The organism is Streptomyces sp. NPDC058051 (assembly GCF_042885475.1).
Lineage (GTDB): Bacteria > Actinomycetota > Actinomycetes > Streptomycetales > Streptomycetaceae > Streptomyces.
Genome location: NZ_JBHVRW010000014.1, coordinates 1 through 17,277, shown reverse-complemented (window position 1 = coordinate 17,277; position 17,277 = coordinate 1). Strand labels below are relative to the sequence as shown.

Below are 17,277 nucleotides of genomic sequence, written 5' to 3'. Positions count from 1 at the left end.
GAAGAACCAGGCCGGCCTCTACGAACGGCTGCACCCGCTGCCCTGCGGCCGGGGAAGAGGCGTGTGCCTTCGCGGGGCCGGTGCCGCCGGAGCGGGACGCTTCGTGGTCGCGGCGGCCGGTGGCCGAAGGCAGCGATCCCCAGAGGCCGGTGATCGATCGCCGAGCCCGCCTGCCGCGAGCCGCCGCCGCGGTATCCGAAGGGGCCGCGGCCGGCTCTCCCTTCGGATCAGGGGGTGGCGGCGCCCGCCTCGGGCTGCTGAGGCAGGCGGGCGTCGTACGGGTTCAGCGACAGGGCCTCGCGCGGAACGCCGGCTGGCAGGATGGTCCGCGGGTCGGGGATGCGGGGCACATACACCGGGGCGTCGTCACGGTAGAAGAGGTCGATGTCGGCCTCCTCGCCGCCGACGACCAGGGTGTCCCAGGCGCCGCTCTCCCTGAGGGTGCGCAGGGTGGCCGGGGCGACCGCGGCGAGACGGTCGCGCAGTTCACCGTCCGTGGGCATGCCTGGCAGCCGTGGCGCCAGACGCTCACGGATCGTGCCCATCCGCTCCAGCAGTTCGTCGAGGTCGGAGCGGTGCGACGCGGGGCGGCCGGCCCCGTGCACGCTGTGCCGCGCGGGCTCGGGCACGGACGCGGGGACGGTCTCGCGTCCCGGCTTCGCGCTGTGGGCGATGATGTCCTTGATGGCGCGGGTGACGCCCTGTTCGTCGGTGGTGACCATGGCGTTCCAGGCGCGGCTCTTGTGCCGGTACTGGAGCATGGACATCGCCGCCTCGTGCCTGATGAAGTCCGCGTCCCGCAACGGCTTGCCGCGCCAGGCACGGCCGAGGGAGCGGGCGAGGGACGTGGCGGAGGCCAGACCGCTGTTGAGGCCGCGGCCCGGCCAGAAGTGGATGGCGTTGGCCGCGTCGCCGAGCAGGAAGCCGTACGTTCCCGGGCTCGTCGCGGTCGGGCGGTCGAGCTGGGCCGTGAACCGAGGGCGTTGCACCATGTCCAGCCGGAACGAGGTGATCGCGGACAGGTCGTCCTCCGCCACGTCGAACAGGTTCAGCCCCTGGAGGATCTCCTTCCACAGGGGCGAACCGCGCAGCAGGGCGGGCAGGAAGAGGGTTCCGTGGGTGGGGCAGCGGAACTCGTTGCCCTCCTCCCGGGTCATCAGGCAGGGACGGGCCGCGACGCACTCCTCGAAGACCTGGCGAACCGGGTCGATCCCGACGACGCTCTTGGCCTCCTCACGGGTCAGCCGCATGTTCAAGAAGCCCTCGCCGCGCAGCGAGTTGAGCAGGAACCGGTTCTGGGAGACGGTCAGCAGCACGCTCATCGGGTCCGGCAGCTTCGACTTCACCCGCAGGCCCAGCACGAAGTCATGCAGGTGCTCGCCGTCGAGGGAGTAGATCGAGGCGTCGGCGGTGCCGAAGCGGTCGGCGTAGAACTCGCGGGTGCGTGAGCGTCCGCCCTCGCAGATCACCAGGACGTGTTCCCGGCCGAGCTGCCGTGCCTGCTCCTCGGGGTCGAAGCGCCCGGGCACCAGCCGGATGGCCGCCCTTCGGTTCGCCAGTTCCAGGAGCCGGTCCTCGATGCAGGCGATACGGATGTTGCGGGGCGGCCGACCGTCGACGGAGTCCGGTCCGACCGGCCACATCTCGGAGAAGTCCGCGGGGTCGTCGAACAGAGCCGCCCGCACCTCCTCGGACAGTGCCAGGTACTGCCGGCTCTGGACGGTCACCACCTGCTGGCGGCGGACGTTGCCGTCGGCCTCGCCCTTCCAGACGACTGTGGAGTCCTTCCGCGTCCAGCGCCCGTCGTGGACGGTGATGGCGACCCGGCCGCGCAGCGTCTCCTCCAGCGACAGCGCGAACGCCAGCCCCACCGGACCGCCGCCGGTGACGGTGACCCGCAGGACGCCGGGATCGGTGGCGTCCATACGGGGCGAGTCGAGCGGGGAGAGGTCCATGACCGTCTCCAGAGCCTCCTGCGACTCGTACAGGAAGGTCTCCTCACCGATACGTATGCATTCGTTGGCGCGCAATACGTGCCGTGTGATCCGCTTGTCGTCGACGAAGGTGCCGTTGCGGCTGTCACGGTCGTACAGGACGTGGGAGCCGTTCTCCTCGACGATCTCGGCGTGCAGCCGGGAGGCCCGCTGGCTCACGATCACCACACCGCTGTCGCTCTGGCGCCCGAAGGTGAGGGGAGCACCGTCCAGAACCACGCTCTGCCCCGCGAAGGGACCCGTGCGCCCCATAATGACCGATGACACTCCACACACCTTTCGAAAATTCCCGACTCGGGAATCAGGCCCGTCGCCCGTGGTCGGCCTTGCCCACACACGGACACGTATGAGACAACACGTTCAAGGTATACGGTTCGGTTTCGACCGGGTGTGACGGCCGGGTGATCCGGCAACTTCGTTGCGGGACGGGAAGCTTCCTCGCGGCCGACGCAACCGTGGTACCGAGCCCGAACGTGCTGTTCGAAGCGTGCCGCCCGCCCACCGCTGGACACACCACGAGAAGAGAGAACCGCCCCGATGCACAACGAACGGACCGCGCTGGGAGATTCCGGAGGCGAACGGCTGGTCGCCGGCCGTTACCGCCTGCTGTCGCGCCTCGGTGAGGGCGGCATGGGAACGGTGTGGCGTGCCCACGATGAGACCCTGCGTCGGGAGGTCGCGGTCAAGGAGGTGCGCGCGCCCGCCGGTGTGAGCGAGCCCGACATCGCCCGGATGTACCAGCGGATGGAGCGAGAGGCATGGGCGGCGGCACGGATCAGCGACCGCAATGTGGTGACGATCCACGACGTGGCCATGGACGACGGCCGTCCCTGGATCGTGATGGAACTGGTCCGCGGACAGTCGCTCGGCGATCTGCTGAGGGCCGAGGGATCGATCGACCCGCGACGTGCCGCGCGGATCGGCATCGAGGTACTGACCGCGCTGCGCGCGGCGCACACGGTCGGGGTCGAGCACCGGGACGTGAAACCGGCCAACGTCCTGCTCGCCGACGACGGACGGGTGGTGCTCAGCGACTTCGGCATCGCCACGGTCGAGGGCAGTACGGGGCTGACCATGACCGGCGAACTGGTCGGCTCCCCCGAGTGCCTTCCGCCTGAACGGGCGCTGGGCCGCCCTTCCGGTCCCGAGTCGGACCTGTGGTCCCTCGGCGTGCTGCTGTACGCCGCGGTCGAGGGCACCTCGCCCTTCCGCCGCGACACGCTGCTGAACACCCTGCGCGCGGTTGTCGACGCCGAACTCCCCGCCCCACGCCGTGCCGGGCCGCTCGCCCCGGTCCTCGAAGGGCTGCTCCGCAAGGAGCCCGGCGAACGGATGTCGGCTGAGCTCGTCGCGGCGGCACTGAGGGACGTCGCCCGGGACGTCGCGCCGGGGGTGGACGGCTCGGCGTGGGTTCCGACGGAGGTATCGGCGGAGGTCCTGCCACAGGACCCGAGGGTGGCAACACAGCTGGGCTCGGACGCCACGCTCGACGCAACGCTGCCGACGGCTCCTGCGAAGACCTCGGCGGCTGCGCGGGCTTCGGGACTTTCGGAGACCTTCGCTCCGACCGGTGGCGATCTGGAGACGGGCGCCGTGACGACGTCGGCGGCGACGGAGGTGGGGACGACTGCGGCCGTGACGGAGGCCGGGAGCACGGCCGGCGTGTCTTTGGAGCCCACCGTCCCGGCCGCTCCGGCCGTCGCGGCCGTTGCGCCGTCCACCCTCCCGACAGCCTCTGCGTTCCTGACGCCTCCTCTCGCACCGTCCGTCCCGGTGAGCTCCGATCCCGGCCCGGGCCCCGCTCGCCGCAGGCCGCGTCTGGCTCTCGTCGTGTCGGCGTCTGTCGCCGCGGGAGTCCTGATCGCGGGCGTGGTGACATATGCGCTGGTCTACCGTGATGGCGGCACCGGCGACGACCAGGACCGCGCCGGGAGCGGACAGGGGCTGCGCGTCTCCGTGTCGGGTTCGAACGCGACGTACTCGGGTGCCTGCCCGCCGCCCGCCGAGCGGGCACCGACGTTCACCGCCACGTTCACCGCGGGCGAGCCGACGCAGGTCTCCTACCGCTGGGTGTCCGAGGACGGCTCGGTGGTCGATCCGCACTGGCGTGTGCTGACGCTCGGGAAGGGCGACGCCGGCACCGGACGGGACACGGTGCGGCTGACGGCGTACTCGGAGGCCGGGACGCTGGACAGCAGGATCGGGGTGGAGATCAGACAGCCGCTCGCCGGCACGTCCAACACGGTGCCCTTCACCGTGACGTGCGAAAACTGACGACGGCGGCGCTGTGAGCGGGGCGGCCCGTTCTGCGCGCCGTTGACGGTGAAGGTACCGGTACGGATCCGGCGGGCGGTCTCCAGGCCGTGCTCCGGGCCGGCCGTCCACACGCCGCCGCTGAGGCCGGGGACGGAGTCGTTCGCGACGCGGGCGGCGTCCTCCTCGTGCGGCGACACGGCTGGCCCGTTGTCATGGTTCCCGAGGACGAGGTCGGCCCGGGCTTCGCCCACACGATCCGTCTGCCGCACATCCACGGCACACCTGAGCAGGTCATGTCCGGGCTCGATGGGCACTCCATGCACCGCATGAATCAGCGACACCATGAGTCACAGCCGCAACTGGGCTGCCACCCGACCAACACCCCGTCGGGATCTGGACCGCCGAACTCCGACACCGGACGGCTGCGAGTTTGGCGCTGCGGTTCACGGCACGTTAGATGGTGTTTTGTGTGGTGAGTTGGGGGTGTTGTTTGTAGTGGCGCCGGGCGAGGCGGTGGAGTTCGTCGCCCGGCAGGTACAGGTGCCCGTGTCCGAGCTGGACGGATACGAGTGGAGCGGCCGGACGGTCGAGTACCACCGTGCGCAGATCCGCGGGCACCTGGGTTTCCGTGAGTGCAGTGTCGCGGACGCGGAGAAGCTGACGGCCTGGCTGGCCGAGCACGTCGCGTGCAAGGAGCGGCGGCCGGAGCAGGTGCGGGTGGAGCTGCTGGCCCGTTGTCGTACGGAGTGCATCGAGCCGCCAACGGCGGGGCGGTGCGACCGGATCGTGGGGGCGGCGCTGCGGGTCGCCGAGGAGACGTTGACGGCGCGGCTCTCGGCGCGGCTCACGGTGGAGAGCATCGAGCGGATCGTGGCCCTGGTCGCCGGCGCCGACCAGGAGGGCGACGCCGAACCCGGTGACGCTGGGACTGGTGAGGGCGAGGACGGGCCGCCGGTTCTGGGGAAGATCAAGGAAGCGCCGGGCAACGTCAGCCCGGAGACGATGCTCACCGAGATCGACAAGCTGCTGGCGGTCCGCGCGATCGGGCTCCCGCCGGATCTGTTCGCGGACGTCGTACCGAAGGTGGTGGCCGGATGGCGGGCGCGGGCCGCGGTGGAGTCCCCCTCGCATCTGCGCACGCACCCGCTGCCGTTGCGGGTGACGCTGCTGGCCGCACTGCTGCACGAGCGGGAGCGGGAGATCACGGACACGCTGGTGGAACTGCTGATCTCCACGGTGCACCGGATCGGAGCGCGGGCGGAGAAGAAGGTCACCGAGCAGCTGGTCAACGCGTTCAAGAAGGTGTCGGGCAAGGAGAACATCCTCTTCAAGCTCGCCGAGGCGTCGATCGGCGAGCCGGAGGGTACGGTCCGCGAGGTCGTCTACCCGGCCGTGTCGGGCGGTGAGCAGACGCTGCGGGAGCTGGTGCACGAGTTCAAGACCCGTGGCCCGGTCTACCGGCGCACGGTGCAGACCACGTTGAAGGCGTCCTACACCAACCACTACCGGCGCGGGCTGATCAAGCTGCTGGACGTGCTGGAGTTCCGTTCGTCCAACCACACCCACCGGCCGGTGGTCGAGGCTCTGGCGCTGGTGGCCCGGTACGCGGCGGCGGGCAACACCACGTACTACCCGCTGGGCGAGACGGTGCCGGTGCACAAGGCGATGGGCGGGGACTGGGCGGAGGTCGTGCACCGCACCGACAAGCGGGGCCGGCGCCGGGTGGTGCGCATGGTCTATGAGGTCGTCGCCTTTCAGGCCCTGCGCGACCAGCTCAAGTGCAAGGAGATCTGGGTCGTCGGTGCTGACAAGTGGCGCAACCCCGATGAGGACCTGCCGCAGGACTTCGCCGAGCGGCGCGAGGAGAACTACCGCGAGTTGCGCAAGCCACTGGACCCGCAGGTCTTCGTCGACGAGCTGCGCGAGCAGATGACCACCGAGTTGACGCTGCTGAACGACCGGATGCCCAAGCTGAGCTGGCTGGACATCGCCGAGCGCAAGTCCGGGGCGATCCGGATCACCCCGGCCGAGGCCCAGCCCGAGCCGCGCAACCTGCGCAGGATCAAGGCCGAGGTACAGCGCCGGTGGGGCGTCGTGCCCCTGATCGACATGCTCAAGGAAGCGGTGCTGCGGACCGGCTGCCTCGATGCAGTCACCTCCGTCTCCGGCGGCGGCAGCCTCTCGGCGGAGGCGTCCGCGACATCACCCAGGCCCTGCCGCCCGAGTACGCCGACCAGCTGTTCACCGCCCGCGAGCAGGGCGCCACCGAGCAGCAGCTCCAGCAGATCGCCGCCGACGGCCTCGCCCGGATGTACTTCCGCGCAAACGACTCCCGGGCCCACGGCCTGGGCGTGGAGTTCACCGACGTGGAACGGCTCGACATCGAGCTGTAATTACCGAGTGGGCGCTTGAGTTGGCGGAGTGAGTGGTGTGGCTGGCGGTGCGTGCCGCGTTCCTGCTCGAATCATTTCTTTTCATGAGGAACCAGCACCAGTCGGCCGCGTATCCCGCCCGCCGCGAGCCGATTGTGTGCCTCGGCCGCACGCTCAAGCGGGAGAACGTCGGCGACCCGCAGAGTCAGACCCATGGCGGCCAGCTCGGCCAGCGCGGCACCGTCGGCACTGATCCAGTGCTGGTGGATTCGGATGCCGCGCAACGGGAGCGGGGCCGAACCGCCGACCACCGTGGCAAAGGCGCCTCCGGTGCGGACGGCGGCCAGGGCGCGGATTCCGAGTCCCGCCGTGTCGAGCGCGCCGTCGCTGCCGCCGGGGACCAGGTGGCGGACATCGGCTGCGAGGTCGGCGGCGTCACGGTCGACGGTCCATTCGGCGCCGATGCTTCGAGCGAATTCCTCGTCGGCGGCGCCGACCTGGGCGATGACGCGCAGGCCGCGTCGCGCCGCCAACTCCACGGCGAAGCCGCCGACCGCCCCGGTGGCCCCAGTCACCAGCACAGTGTCGCCCGTGGCCAGATCGAGCAGGTCGAGGGCCTGGAAGGCGGTGAGACCGTTCAGCGGCAGCGTCGCCGCGGCCGGGGCGCAGACGCCGGGAGGCGCGGGTGCGACTGCCGTGGCGTCCAGGACCAGGTACTCGGCGTATGCGCCCAACGACACATCAAGCAGGTCGCGCAGCCCGATCACCCGCTGCCCTGGGGCGAACGCCGTCACGCCCGCGCCGAGCCTGTCGACCACCCCGGCGGCGTCCCATCCGATACCTGTGAACTCGCGGGCGGCCATCAGCCCGGCCTCGACGAGCGCGCCGGAACGGGTGACCAGGTCAACGGGGTTGACCGTCGCCGCTTCGACTCTGATCCGCACCTGCCCGGGCCCGGGTACCGGCGGCCGAACCGTCACCAGTTCGAGCATCTCGGGTCCGCCGTAACCGCGGGCGGCCACCGCCCGCATCTTCTCTTCAACGGTCATGTTGCCCACCGTAGGCACTGCTACTCTCCATCGGGAAGTGCACACTTCGAGGTGCGTACCGCACCGGGAGGAGAGCCATGCCCACTCGCACCGCAGCCCAGAGCCGGGCCGACGCGAGCATCGCCTACGACGCCTACCTCGCCCAGTGCCCAGCCCGGCAACTGCTGGACCGCATCGCCGACAAGTGGGTAAGCCTCGCCGTCAACGCGCTTGCCGACGGGCCACAACGGTACTCCGACCTGCAACGCAGGCTGGCGAGCGTGAGCCAGAAGATGCTCACACAGACTCTGCGTCATCTGGAACGCGACGGGCTGGTATCGCGGACCGTGATCCCCGCCGTTCCGGTCCGCGTCGAATACGAACTGACCCCGCTAGGCCGCTCATTGCTACCGGTCATGCGCGCGATCAAGGACTGGGCGGAGGAGCACATGAACGAAGTGCGCACCGCCCGCGAGCACTATGACGTCCCAAGCTGACGGCGCGGGAGCACGTTCCTGGGTACGGCGACGAGTCAACGCTCGACTCGCCAACTGAAGCACTCCGGCACATGTGGTCGCGGCCCCTGCCATACGCCGCCGGGTCAGCTCGTGGCAGCCTGACAATCGGCGACGCACCAAGCAATCGGACGGACCGGGCCGGACAGATGGTGTGCCTACTGCGGGCCCGTCTCACCCGGGGCAGCCGCACGCCGGGAACGCCGGCGAATGACGTCCGGCAGCTGGCGGGAGCAGGCGGCCGGGAGGAAGAACAGCCCGACCATGCCGAGCCCGGTCACAGTGGCGCTCAACAGGCCAACCGACACCGAAGGTTCGTCCGCCGAAGCCACCCCGCAGCACACCGACGTGACGGCGACGAACACCAGCGTCGTAACAATCCACGGTTCCCGCAGCGGCGAGCGGGTGCCGGCCACCACAGCGCCCCACCACACCCAGCCCGCCGCCACGCAGAACAGGACGGCCGCCGGCGGGAGCAGCATGGGCGGCGCCCACCGGGCGATGTCACCGCGGGGGAGTTGCTGCCCGGCCTGGTAGCCGACCCGGACCAGCCACACCAGGTACCCCGGCACCTCGACGGCGATCACCACCCACACCCTCTCGGTCATCAGGTCAGGGGGAACGTACTGGTTGGGCGGCCCCGCCACCAGGGCGCCGTCACCCGTAGGGGTGGAGATCAGCCGCCGTCGATGTGGTCGAAGCCGCGCAGCACGGGGTCCAGCTCCTGCGCTGCGCCGTACAGGGAGCAAAGGCGGGTGCCGGGCTGCTCCGCGACGTCCAGTGCCCGCTCCAGGCGCAGCAGCGGCGCGTTCTGCGGGGCCTCGGTGCAGTCGACGGCGTGGAGCACGGCGCCGCCGGGCCCGCGGCCGCCGGCCTTCTGCAGCACCCAGCCCGAGGGTCGGCGGGGCCCCAGCACCTGGCGCACCGACGACGGGGGCGGCAGCCGTTCGGTGGGCACAGCGTCGTAGGAGACGCCGTCGACCGGCCGTACGTGCTCGGGGGCGCGCACCCACACCCTGTACTCCGCGGCCTGGACGTCGCCGTCCTTGGTGTTGCGGTACGCGGGCAGCCCCACCTCGTACAGCCAGCCGCGCGGCGTCTCGCGCCGGGCCCACAGGCGGGCGGTGAGCTCCTGGCCGTCAGGGCAGGACCACCAGCACCGGCGCGGGGGCGGCCGGGCCGTCCGAGGGCGTCGTCGTCATGCCGACCACGGTAGGCCGCCCCGGCCGCGCCCGGCGTTCGGCGGATTGCTCCCCGGACGCTGGCCTCTGTCCACAGGACCGAGGCTGTGGACTCCCTTCATGACTGAGGAAGAGAAGGCAGCGCAGGCCGCCAGGACGCGCGCCAAGATCATGGAGGGCCTCGCCCGCGCGGAGCGGGCCCTGTTTACCCGGCCCGCGCCGAAATCCGCGCGAGCGCAGATCAAATTCCTTCGCACGCGAGAGAAGGGTTCCACCAAGTCCCTGGCCGCGCGCCTGGGCATCTCCCGCAAGACGGTGCAGCGCTACCTCTCGGGTGCCTCCACCAAGCCGAACAAGCGCCTCCAGGCCGCTCTGGTGCAGGAGACCGAATCGGAGTGGCAACCGCAGGTCAGGGCACAGGCCAGGCAGCGCGCGGCGTCCTCGGGCGGGCTGGCCATCTCCTGCCGGGCGTACTTCGGATTCGGTCCGGAGGGCACCTCGGACGCGGGCCGGGTGCGGGACATCACCGTGGCCGTCACCCCCTCCCACGCGGCCGCCATCATCGCGGCGCAGGAGGAGGGTGCGACGCAGAGCGATCTACATGACGCGGTCGCGGAGGCCATCGCGGACGCCTATTTCCGTCAAGCCGGTGGCGGCCGCGCGGGCCTGGAGGTGAAATTCGCCGACGTGGAATGGTTGAACATCGCGTTTTAGCAGCGCGCAATTCGAGCGTGTTGTAGACCTGGGGAAGAGCCGAAGCGCGGTAGTTGTCACATAGGCAGTCTTGTTGTCACCTGCGAGTGCGGCGCCGGAAGGTCCTCCTCTCAGCTCTTGACGGCCTCTGCGATCTGCTGGGCGGCCTGGGCGGGAGTGAGGTGCGTGGTGTCGACGACCTCGGCCTCGGCGTGCAGCCATGTGCGGGCCGCCTCGGCGTAGGGCTCGAGGTATTGGAGCCGGAAAGGGGAGTTGGGGCCGAGAACGGTGTCGCCCGCGATGCGAGCGCGGAGGGTGTCCTGGTCGGCGTGTAGGACGAAGTGCCGGACCTGAATGTCGTGCTCGGCAAGGCCCGAGCTGATCTCGCGCCAGTACTGCTCGACCAGGATGGTCATGGGCATCACCAGGGTTCCGCCGGTGTAGTCGAGGACGCGTCGGGCGGTCTCGACCACGAGCGGTCGCCATGGCGGCCAGTGCTGGAAGTTGTCCGTCGCGGGCAGTCCTGGCTTGATGTCCATGAGTGTCTCGCCGACTTTCTCGGCGTCGAACACCCGTGAGTCCGGGATCAGCTGCTGGACGAGCGCACTGGTCGTCGTCTTGCCCGCGCCGTGAGTGCCGTTGAGCCATACGATCATGGACCTGACGCTAGCGTCTGCGGGCTGCTGGGACAGGAAGAGTGGAAGATCCGGTGCGGTCGATCGCCTTGGCCAGGAGCCTGGCGTGGTCTTCGAGCAGTGGTTTGAGGGCGCCGTAGTAGGGCTGATAGTCCGTTGTGCGGAGCCAGTGGAAGACGTTGTGCCGCTCTCGGAGCCAGACAGCACGTAGCGCTGGGTCGTGTGCGATGTGCGGCGGGCAGGGGACGAAATCGGGCTCGCCTTCGGTGGCGCGGGTCCAGATGTAGGCGCTGACGGCCAGGCGTCTGCGGTCGTCGCTGATGGGCTTTCGATGGCTTGTGAGGACCGGGAGCTGGGCGAGGATGTGCTGCCAGCTCTCGGGACTCAGGGTCCAGGTGGCGAGGACCTCGCGCCGGTGCTGGTAGTCGATGGTGGGGCCCGCGAGGAGTTCGGCAGTGATGGCGTCGAGGGACTGCTCGAAGTCGCGGGCTGTGCCGCTGGTGCGGAGGTGGCGGTTCAGCAGTTGTGTGTAGCCGTTCCGCTTGCCCTGGGGGTTGATCCCGAGGAACTGGGCGGCTTCGTCGAGGCTGCCGCCGCGGGCGCGCCGGACGAGGAAGACCGAGGCACTGCGTCGGCGCATCTTGGGGGCGATGGCGGAGAGGAAGCCGAGGTGATGGTCGGCGAGGGCTTGGGGCAGGAACGCGGGGATGTGTTCGGGTCGCAGGCCGACGCCGGTGGAGGGGAGGCGGAGTCCGCCTTTGCCGGTGCGCCGGAAGGTGGGAACGATCGTGTCGGCGGCGTCCTGGAAGCGCTCGGAGCAGGCGCTGCGCTGCTTTTTGAAGGTTCTGTCCCAGATCAGGTGCCGTGTGGGCGGGATTCCGCTGCGATTGCGGTTCTCCTCGGGGGCGAGCGCGGCGAGTGCTTCGCGCAGGTCGTCTGCGGCCAGGAGGCGATCGGTGACCTGGAGGAGGCCGGCGCAAACGAACGCGTCGACGGGCGCCCCGGTGGATCGGTAGAGACGGGAGTCGGTTCCTTCGTGGATGGCGAGATGCTGGGCCACGGCTTCGGCGAGTTGGCGGGTGGTTCCGACTGCCTGGACGCGCGGCCAACAGATCATGACCAGGCCGGCGAGCAGGATGAGCTCGGTGAAGTACTGCTGGGCCGGCTGCTTCGGACCGCCCGGCCGGAGCAGGCGAAGAATCTTGCGCTGGAGCGCGAGCAGGCCGGGCCCGGGCCGGTGATGGTGCAGTGGGTCGTGCGCGAGCGATGCCCCGCAGGGGTCGTCGTGCCGGCCGGTCTTGGTGTCCCGAACCGTGGAAGTCCGGCAGTGGGCGGGGTGGACTCCGGAGGCGGCGGGACGGGGAAACAACTGGGCCCGGTTGCTGAAGTTGACCGGCTTTTGGCAGCGAGGGCAGAGGTGTTCCAGGAAGACCTCGTGGCGCGGGCAGGCGAAGACGATGGGAAGGCGCCAGAGGATCTGCCAGGGACCGCCGTGGGCGTGCTGGACGTCGGAGCCGTCGCCGGCGAGACAGCGAGGACAGTAGCGGGCGGTGGTGGGGAACAGCCATCGGTCCGCGTGCATGGAGTAGACGTTGCCGGCCCGGACGTTGGCGACGCCGCGGGCCGCCGGCGGGTAGCGGGAGGCGAGGGGTTCCAGTGTCATCGCGCGGACCTCGCGGGGGTCCAGGCGGGTGGTGGCGGCGAAGTTCTTGATCTCGGCCGGTGTCAGCCGCGTCGAGAGTGACGCGCGGGCCCGACCGAGCCGGTCCTGTTCGGTCAGGCCGGTCAGCCGGGCGAGCTCGTGGGGCGAGATGTGCAGGCGGTGGGACAGACGCAGGGCGAAACCGGCCAGCGACTCGCCCTCCAGGGGGTCGAGGCTGAGTCCGAAGGGCCGCAGCCCGGCGCTCCTGGTCGGGTCAGTCACCGGCGGCCGGCCCAACCCCGAACTGCGCGTCGAACAGAAACTTCTCTACGAGACCTACGGACGCTGGTGCTCCGACGAAGGGATCAGACCCTCGACCAGCCGGGCCTTCGCCAGCCGCATCAGACAGGAACTCGGGCTCGCCTCCCCCTCCGAAATGATCAAGAACAACGCCACAAAGATGTACCCCGGCCTGGCACTCCTCCCGGATGACGGCGACACCGACGGGGAGAGAGCCTCGTGACCAGCAACTGCACTCTGGGATCCCCAGCAGACCGACCGTACGATGGACGGTGCTCCGCCGAACGGCTCTGCACAGTCCAACAGAGGCGAAGCCGTATGACCGCCACACCTGCCGGCCGACGCCCGGTGGCAGACCAACAGGAGGACCAATGAGCGCGATGCCGAAAGAAGGCGATCTCGCCCAGGAAGCCGAGGTCGTGTGGCTGGAGAACACGGAAGGCCTCGACTACGTTCGCCAGGCCCTGGACAAGGTCAACACCCGCAAGGGAAAACCGCGCTACGAACGCGACGGCCGCCTCGTCGGCTACACCAACCTCGCGCCGACCGCACCGCGACGCCCCGACAGCGGCCTCTTCGTGCGCCGTACGTTCTACCTGCTGCCGCATGACCGCCCCAACCAGCCCGACGACCCCGAGTGCCCCTACAAGGTGGGCTCGCCACTCGAAGCCGTCGACCCCCGCACCATCGAACCAGGAAAGGCCGGAGAGAAAACCCCACGCTCCCAGGCCACCGCGGAGATGGCTCCTGCCGCCAGCTGAGACGAAACTCATGTGCGGCGGACCGGCCCCGGACGCACTGTCACGACGAAGTGCTGAGGTTTCCGGTACGACTTCACACCCGCGCGGTTGACACCTGCCGGACAGCAACGATTCTTCGCTGATCACAGTAGGAACGTGATCCGTCATCTGTGCCGCACCGCGCTCCTCTCTGCTGTTTTGGGCCTGCACGCACTCGCGGCGGTTGCGACCTGCGCGACCGCCGCCGCACCATACCGGCGGGCCTCCCAACGCGATGCCACCGCAGTGTAGAAGGTGACCGCGATACACGGGCCTACGGCCTTTGAGCGGGTGGTGCCTGAATTCACGCCGTGGCTGCTTGGTTCTCTACGTGATTGCGGGCAGACGCTTGGAGCTGAACGCGTTGAGCCCAGCTGACAGTGAGAGGTGCGGCAAGACCTGCCAGGAGGAACATGGCCCCTACGACGTACCAGCCCGGGCGTCCCCAGGTGATGCAGAGCGAGATGAGCAGGGCAGGCCCGACGGCTTCGGCCAGGCCGGCGCCGAGTCCGAACACTCCCAGGTACTGGCCGGTGGCGTGCTCGGGAGCGAGAGCGAACGAGACCTCGAAGCCAGCCGCAGAGTGCCACAGTTCACCGATGGTGTGAACGACGACGGCGGCGAGGATGAGGGATGCCGCGGCCCAGGCCGGTAGCCCGGCGGATATCGAGATCAGCGCGCAGGCCATGAGAAAGGCAACGCCGGAGCGGCGGTAAGCCGATGCACCGGCGGTCGGGTTGTTGATGTTACGGCTGGCGCGTATCTGGAAGCCGATGACGAGGAGCGTGTTGAGGAGCATTGTGCCGGAGACGAGCCAGTGGGGAGCCTCGGTGCGGGTGACCAGCCACAGGGGGATGGCTACGGTGAGCACTTTGAACTGGATGGCCATGACGCCGTCCAGGACGGTGAGCACGAGATAGGGCCGGTCCCGCAGAGCTATCCAGCGCGGCCCCTTCGTCGCTGGTAGCACCGGCGTGACCTTCGGCAGGAGGAACATAACGATCCCGGACGCGGCGAAGGCGACGGCGTTGCCGACGACAAGCAACTGGTAGGAAGTGTGGGTGCCGACTTGGACGGCCCAGCCCGCCAGTACGGCACCGAGGGAAATACCGATGTTGCTCACAGCCCGCAGGTAGGCACGGAACTCTTGCGGGCGCTCACCTCCGTGGTGCCGGATGAGAGGACTACGGGCGGCTAGACCCGCTCCCTTGGCGCCGGTCGCCGCGCAGACCGCGATCACGAACGGCCAGAAGCTGTCGGCCAGTACAAAGGCAGCTGTAGCCATGGCCTGGATGGTGAGGGTGACGACGTAGACGCCGCGTGCGCCGTGCCGGTCTGCGAGGTGACCGGCTGCGACACCGGCGGCCAGAGCGAGGGAGCCGGCGATGGCAAGGCCGAGTCCCACTTGGCCTGCTGGGAGATGAACCGCTTGGGTGAAGTACAGCACTCCTGCGGTCAGGTAGAGACCGCTGCCGACGGTGTAGACGAAGTTCGAAGCGGCGAGGATGCGCTGTGGTCTCGTGTCCGGCAGCAGGTGGGGCATGGATGGGCTCCGTAGCCTTGACGGTAGTAAGGGCTGAAACGGCAGCTCGTAACTTACATGTTTGATCGAGTGTTGGGGAGACCGCAAAGGTGACCTTGCCCAGCCGTTGTCTGGGTCTTGCCCAAGAGAATTTGGCCGATTAGGAAGAAGTTCAGGTCGCTGACGAGAGCTGGGGCCTTGACCCCGAATCCTGGACACGGGTTATGCGGCTTGGGCGAGCGTAGTTGGTGTGAGGTGGAGGGCGTTCTCGAAGGCGATTGGTGATCGTTGTCCGAGGCGGGAGTGTCTGCGTCGGGTGTTGTAGTGGTGGAGCCATCGGAAGGCGTCGAGTCGGGCCTCGCGCTCGTTGGGCCAGGTCTTTCGTCCCTGCAGGGTCTCGCGTTTGAAGGTCGCGTTGAAGGACTCGGCGAGTGCGTTGTCCGCGCTGGACCCGACCGTGCTCATGCTTCGCCGGACCCCTGCTGACCTGCAGGCTTGGGCGAACGCCCTGCTCGTGTACTGGGCTCCGTGGTCGGTGTGCATGGTCGATCCGGCGAGGCTGCCGCGGGTGCGGATCGCCGCGGCCAGGGCTTTGGTGACGAGGTCCGCGCGCGTGTGGTCGGCGATCGCCCAGCCGGCCAGACGGCGCGAGGCGAGGTCGATGACGGTCGCCAGGTAGCAGAACTTCCCGTCATCGATGGGCAGGTAGGTGATGTCACCGACGTACTTCGTGTTCGGCTTGCCCGCGGTGAAGTCGCGGCCGATCTGGTCCGGGGCCTTGGCCGCAGCCGGATCTGGGGGTGGTGCGGTGCCGGCGGCGCATCCGGACTCCTTCGATCCCGGATGCCCGCATGATCCTGGCGACGCGTTTGTGGTTGACCGCCTCACCGCTCGTCTCGCGGAGCTCGGCGGTGATCCTTGGGGCTCCGTAGGTGCCGTCCGATTCCTGGTGCACCGCCCGTATCCGGGCGGCCAGCCTCGCGTCGGCTGCCTGCCGGGCGGCCCGGTCCGCGGCCGTCCGACGCCAGTAGTAGAAGCTCGAGCGAGCGACGCCGAGGATGCTGCAGAGCCGCTTCACGCCGTAGCGGCGCTGGTGGTCGGCGACGCACTGGAAGCGGTTCACCAGCGCGTCTCCCCGGCGAAATACTTGGCGGCCTTCCGCAGGATCTCGCGTTCCTCCTCGAGCTCGCGGACCTTCTTCCGCAGAGCCGCGTTCTCCGCCTCCAGCGGTGCCGGCGGCTGGGCCGGTTCCTGCGTCCGGCGTCCCCGTGGACGGCTTGCTCCGGCAGCCGGACCCAGTTTCGCAGGGTCTCCGGATTGATCCCCAGATCAGCGGCGACCGACCTGATCGTCGCATCAGGCCGCGACTCGTACAGCGCGACCGCGTCCGCCTTGGATTCCGGCGGGTAGTTCTTCATGACCACGAGATGTCCGTTCTCAGATCCTCAGGATCCAGTGTCTCGTGTGTCCAACATCAGGGGTCAAGGCCCGTCCAGCCGCACAAGGTCCGTCCGCTCACACTGCCTCACGTCCGCAAGATGTACGGACAGTTCAGCGGCCCCAGCCGACCGGCCGCCACGCCGCCCCCAGACGCGGTCCGCGATGCCCACCAGGACCTCGCTCACGGCCATCACGCCGTCATCCCACGCGTCTGCGGACCCCTCGCCCTGAGAGGCCGGCGCCATACGGTCCAGCTCGACTACCTCGCGCTGCGCCCCGGCGAGCGCTCCGGCCTCCAGCGCGGCCACCAGGTCGTCCGCCTCACTCGCGGGCACGCCCTGCGCCTCCAAGAGCGCGAACAGCCTCAACCGGGCGTTCGCGCCCGCTGTCTGGTACTGCGTCACCCGGCGCACAGAATCGCTGCTCAGCGCGGGATCGGGGCCAGTAGATTCGTAGTAACCGGTCATCTACGGTTGTTCCTCTCGGAATTCCAGGGCGATTGGAGGGTGTCCCGTGTTTCCGCCAACGGTACATGCAGCGGTACATGTGCATCAACCTGATGCACCCACTGCACTGAAACCCGACACGAACGAGCACCCCCACCCCTCATAGCCAGCCCGGCCCGCGTCAGCGGGCCCCAAGGTTCTGGAGGCGCAGCCGGAAGGACCGTCAGGCGGGGGAGCGCAGCGGACCCGCCCAGGAGTGCAACGCGCTCCCTAACTCCCCTACAAAAGGCATCACTAGGCGCACCAGACACCCCATCAACAGCCCAGCCGCGCATCGCGCGGCTGACGGTTGCGCAGCGACCGGACCCCCTCAACTCCTGAAGCGCAGCGGAGGGAGTTGGCCCGTGCTCCGCACGGGCAGCGGGAGCGCAGCGACCGCCCCCCTTGCATATCGCGCAGCGATATGGTACCCGC

Annotated in this window: 14 protein-coding genes and 3 pseudogenes; 7 read left to right on the top strand and 10 right to left on the bottom strand. The window is 69.4% G+C overall.

All coding sequences use genetic code 11. From position 1 onward, the window contains the following. Window positions 1-227: 227 nt before the first annotated feature. A complete protein-coding gene (locus ACFVUT_RS22210; RefSeq protein WP_389653472.1) occupies window positions 228-2,261 on the bottom strand; it encodes an FHA domain-containing protein in 2,034 nt (677 codons plus the stop codon). 270 nt (window positions 2,262-2,531) lie between these two features. Here ACFVUT_RS22210 and ACFVUT_RS22205 point away from each other — a divergent pair, with 270 nt between their 5' ends. Continuing rightward, window positions 2,532-4,268, top strand: coding sequence for a protein kinase (locus tag ACFVUT_RS22205; protein ID WP_389653469.1), 1,737 nt, complete (start codon window positions 2,532-2,534; stop codon window positions 4,266-4,268). Window positions 4,269-4,303: 35 nt separating this feature from the next. On the opposite strand, the pseudogene ACFVUT_RS22200 reads toward ACFVUT_RS22205, so the two are convergent. Further along, window positions 4,304-4,435 (bottom strand): annotated as a pseudogene (locus tag ACFVUT_RS22200) (aldehyde dehydrogenase family protein); the annotation flags it as partial. A gap of 27 nt (window positions 4,436-4,462) precedes the next feature. Here ACFVUT_RS22200 and ACFVUT_RS22195 point away from each other — a divergent pair. Together ACFVUT_RS22195 and ACFVUT_RS22190 are read left to right on the top strand one after the other, a co-directional pair. Further along, on the top strand, window positions 4,463-4,726 hold the full coding sequence (locus ACFVUT_RS22195; protein WP_389653466.1) for a hypothetical protein: 264 nt from the start codon (window positions 4,463-4,465) through the stop codon (window positions 4,724-4,726). A gap of 7 nt (window positions 4,727-4,733) precedes the next feature. Further along, on the top strand, window positions 4,734-6,662 hold the full coding sequence (locus ACFVUT_RS22190; RefSeq protein WP_389653463.1) for a DUF4158 domain-containing protein: 1,929 nt from the start codon (window positions 4,734-4,736) through the stop codon (window positions 6,660-6,662). 52 nt (window positions 6,663-6,714) lie between these two features. Here ACFVUT_RS22190 and ACFVUT_RS22185 read toward each other — a convergent pair whose 3' ends face one another. Continuing rightward, window positions 6,715-7,671, bottom strand: a complete 957-nt coding sequence (locus tag ACFVUT_RS22185) for an NADP-dependent oxidoreductase (protein ID WP_389653460.1) — start codon at window positions 7,669-7,671, stop codon at window positions 6,715-6,717. Between the two features lie 77 nt (window positions 7,672-7,748). On the opposite strand from ACFVUT_RS22185, the gene ACFVUT_RS22180 reads away from it, so the two are divergent. Then, window positions 7,749-8,147: a winged helix-turn-helix transcriptional regulator gene (locus tag ACFVUT_RS22180; protein ID WP_389653457.1), complete on the top strand. Its 399-nt coding sequence runs from the start codon at window positions 7,749-7,751 to the stop codon at window positions 8,145-8,147. A 176-nt stretch (window positions 8,148-8,323) separates the two neighbouring features. Here the strand turns inward: ACFVUT_RS22180 and ACFVUT_RS22175 are convergent, their stop codons facing one another. Then, window positions 8,324-8,773 (bottom strand): hypothetical protein, encoded by a 450-nt coding sequence (locus ACFVUT_RS22175; RefSeq protein ID WP_389653454.1) that lies wholly within the window; start codon window positions 8,771-8,773, stop codon window positions 8,324-8,326. Window positions 8,774-8,841: 68 nt separating this feature from the next. Beyond that, entirely contained in the window at window positions 8,842-9,240 is a 399-nt protein-coding gene (locus tag ACFVUT_RS22170) for a DUF6233 domain-containing protein (RefSeq protein ID WP_389653450.1), read from the bottom strand. Window positions 9,241-9,466: 226 nt separating this feature from the next. Between ACFVUT_RS22170 and tpg the strand changes: the two genes are divergently transcribed. Next, window positions 9,467-10,060: a telomere-protecting terminal protein Tpg gene (tpg, locus tag ACFVUT_RS22165; protein ID WP_389653447.1), complete on the top strand. Its 594-nt coding sequence runs from the start codon at window positions 9,467-9,469 to the stop codon at window positions 10,058-10,060. Window positions 10,061-10,170: 110 nt separating this feature from the next. Here the strand turns inward: tpg and ACFVUT_RS22160 are convergent, their stop codons facing one another. Together ACFVUT_RS22160 and ACFVUT_RS22155 are read right to left on the bottom strand one after the other, a co-directional pair. Then, complete coding sequence (locus ACFVUT_RS22160) at window positions 10,171-10,695, bottom strand: AAA family ATPase (protein WP_007504155.1); 525 nt, start codon at window positions 10,693-10,695, stop codon at window positions 10,171-10,173. Between the two features lie 10 nt (window positions 10,696-10,705). Next, window positions 10,706-12,598, bottom strand: a complete 1,893-nt coding sequence (locus ACFVUT_RS22155) for a TniQ family protein (RefSeq protein ID WP_389653444.1) — start codon at window positions 12,596-12,598, stop codon at window positions 10,706-10,708. Between the two features lie 13 nt (window positions 12,599-12,611). On the opposite strand from ACFVUT_RS22155, the pseudogene ACFVUT_RS22150 reads away from it, so the two are divergent. Next, window positions 12,612-12,839 (top strand): annotated as a pseudogene (locus ACFVUT_RS22150) (DNA primase); the annotation flags it as partial. 148 nt (window positions 12,840-12,987) lie between these two features. Beyond that, complete coding sequence (locus ACFVUT_RS22145) at window positions 12,988-13,377, top strand: DUF6009 family protein (protein WP_389653441.1); 390 nt, start codon at window positions 12,988-12,990, stop codon at window positions 13,375-13,377. A gap of 322 nt (window positions 13,378-13,699) precedes the next feature. On the opposite strand, the gene ACFVUT_RS22140 is transcribed toward ACFVUT_RS22145, so the two are convergent. The 3 genes and pseudogenes from ACFVUT_RS22140 to ACFVUT_RS22130 all read right to left on the bottom strand — a co-directional run bounded on the left by ACFVUT_RS22140 (window position 13,700) and on the right by ACFVUT_RS22130 (window position 16,824). Further along, entirely contained in the window at window positions 13,700-14,938 is a 1,239-nt protein-coding gene (locus ACFVUT_RS22140) for an MFS transporter (protein WP_389653438.1), read from the bottom strand. Between the two features lie 201 nt (window positions 14,939-15,139). Next, window positions 15,140-16,341, bottom strand: a pseudogene (locus tag ACFVUT_RS22135) (IS3 family transposase). Window positions 16,342-16,398: 57 nt separating this feature from the next. After that, complete coding sequence (locus ACFVUT_RS22130) at window positions 16,399-16,824, bottom strand: hypothetical protein (RefSeq protein WP_389653435.1); 426 nt, start codon at window positions 16,822-16,824, stop codon at window positions 16,399-16,401. Window positions 16,825-17,277 lie beyond the last annotated feature (453 nt).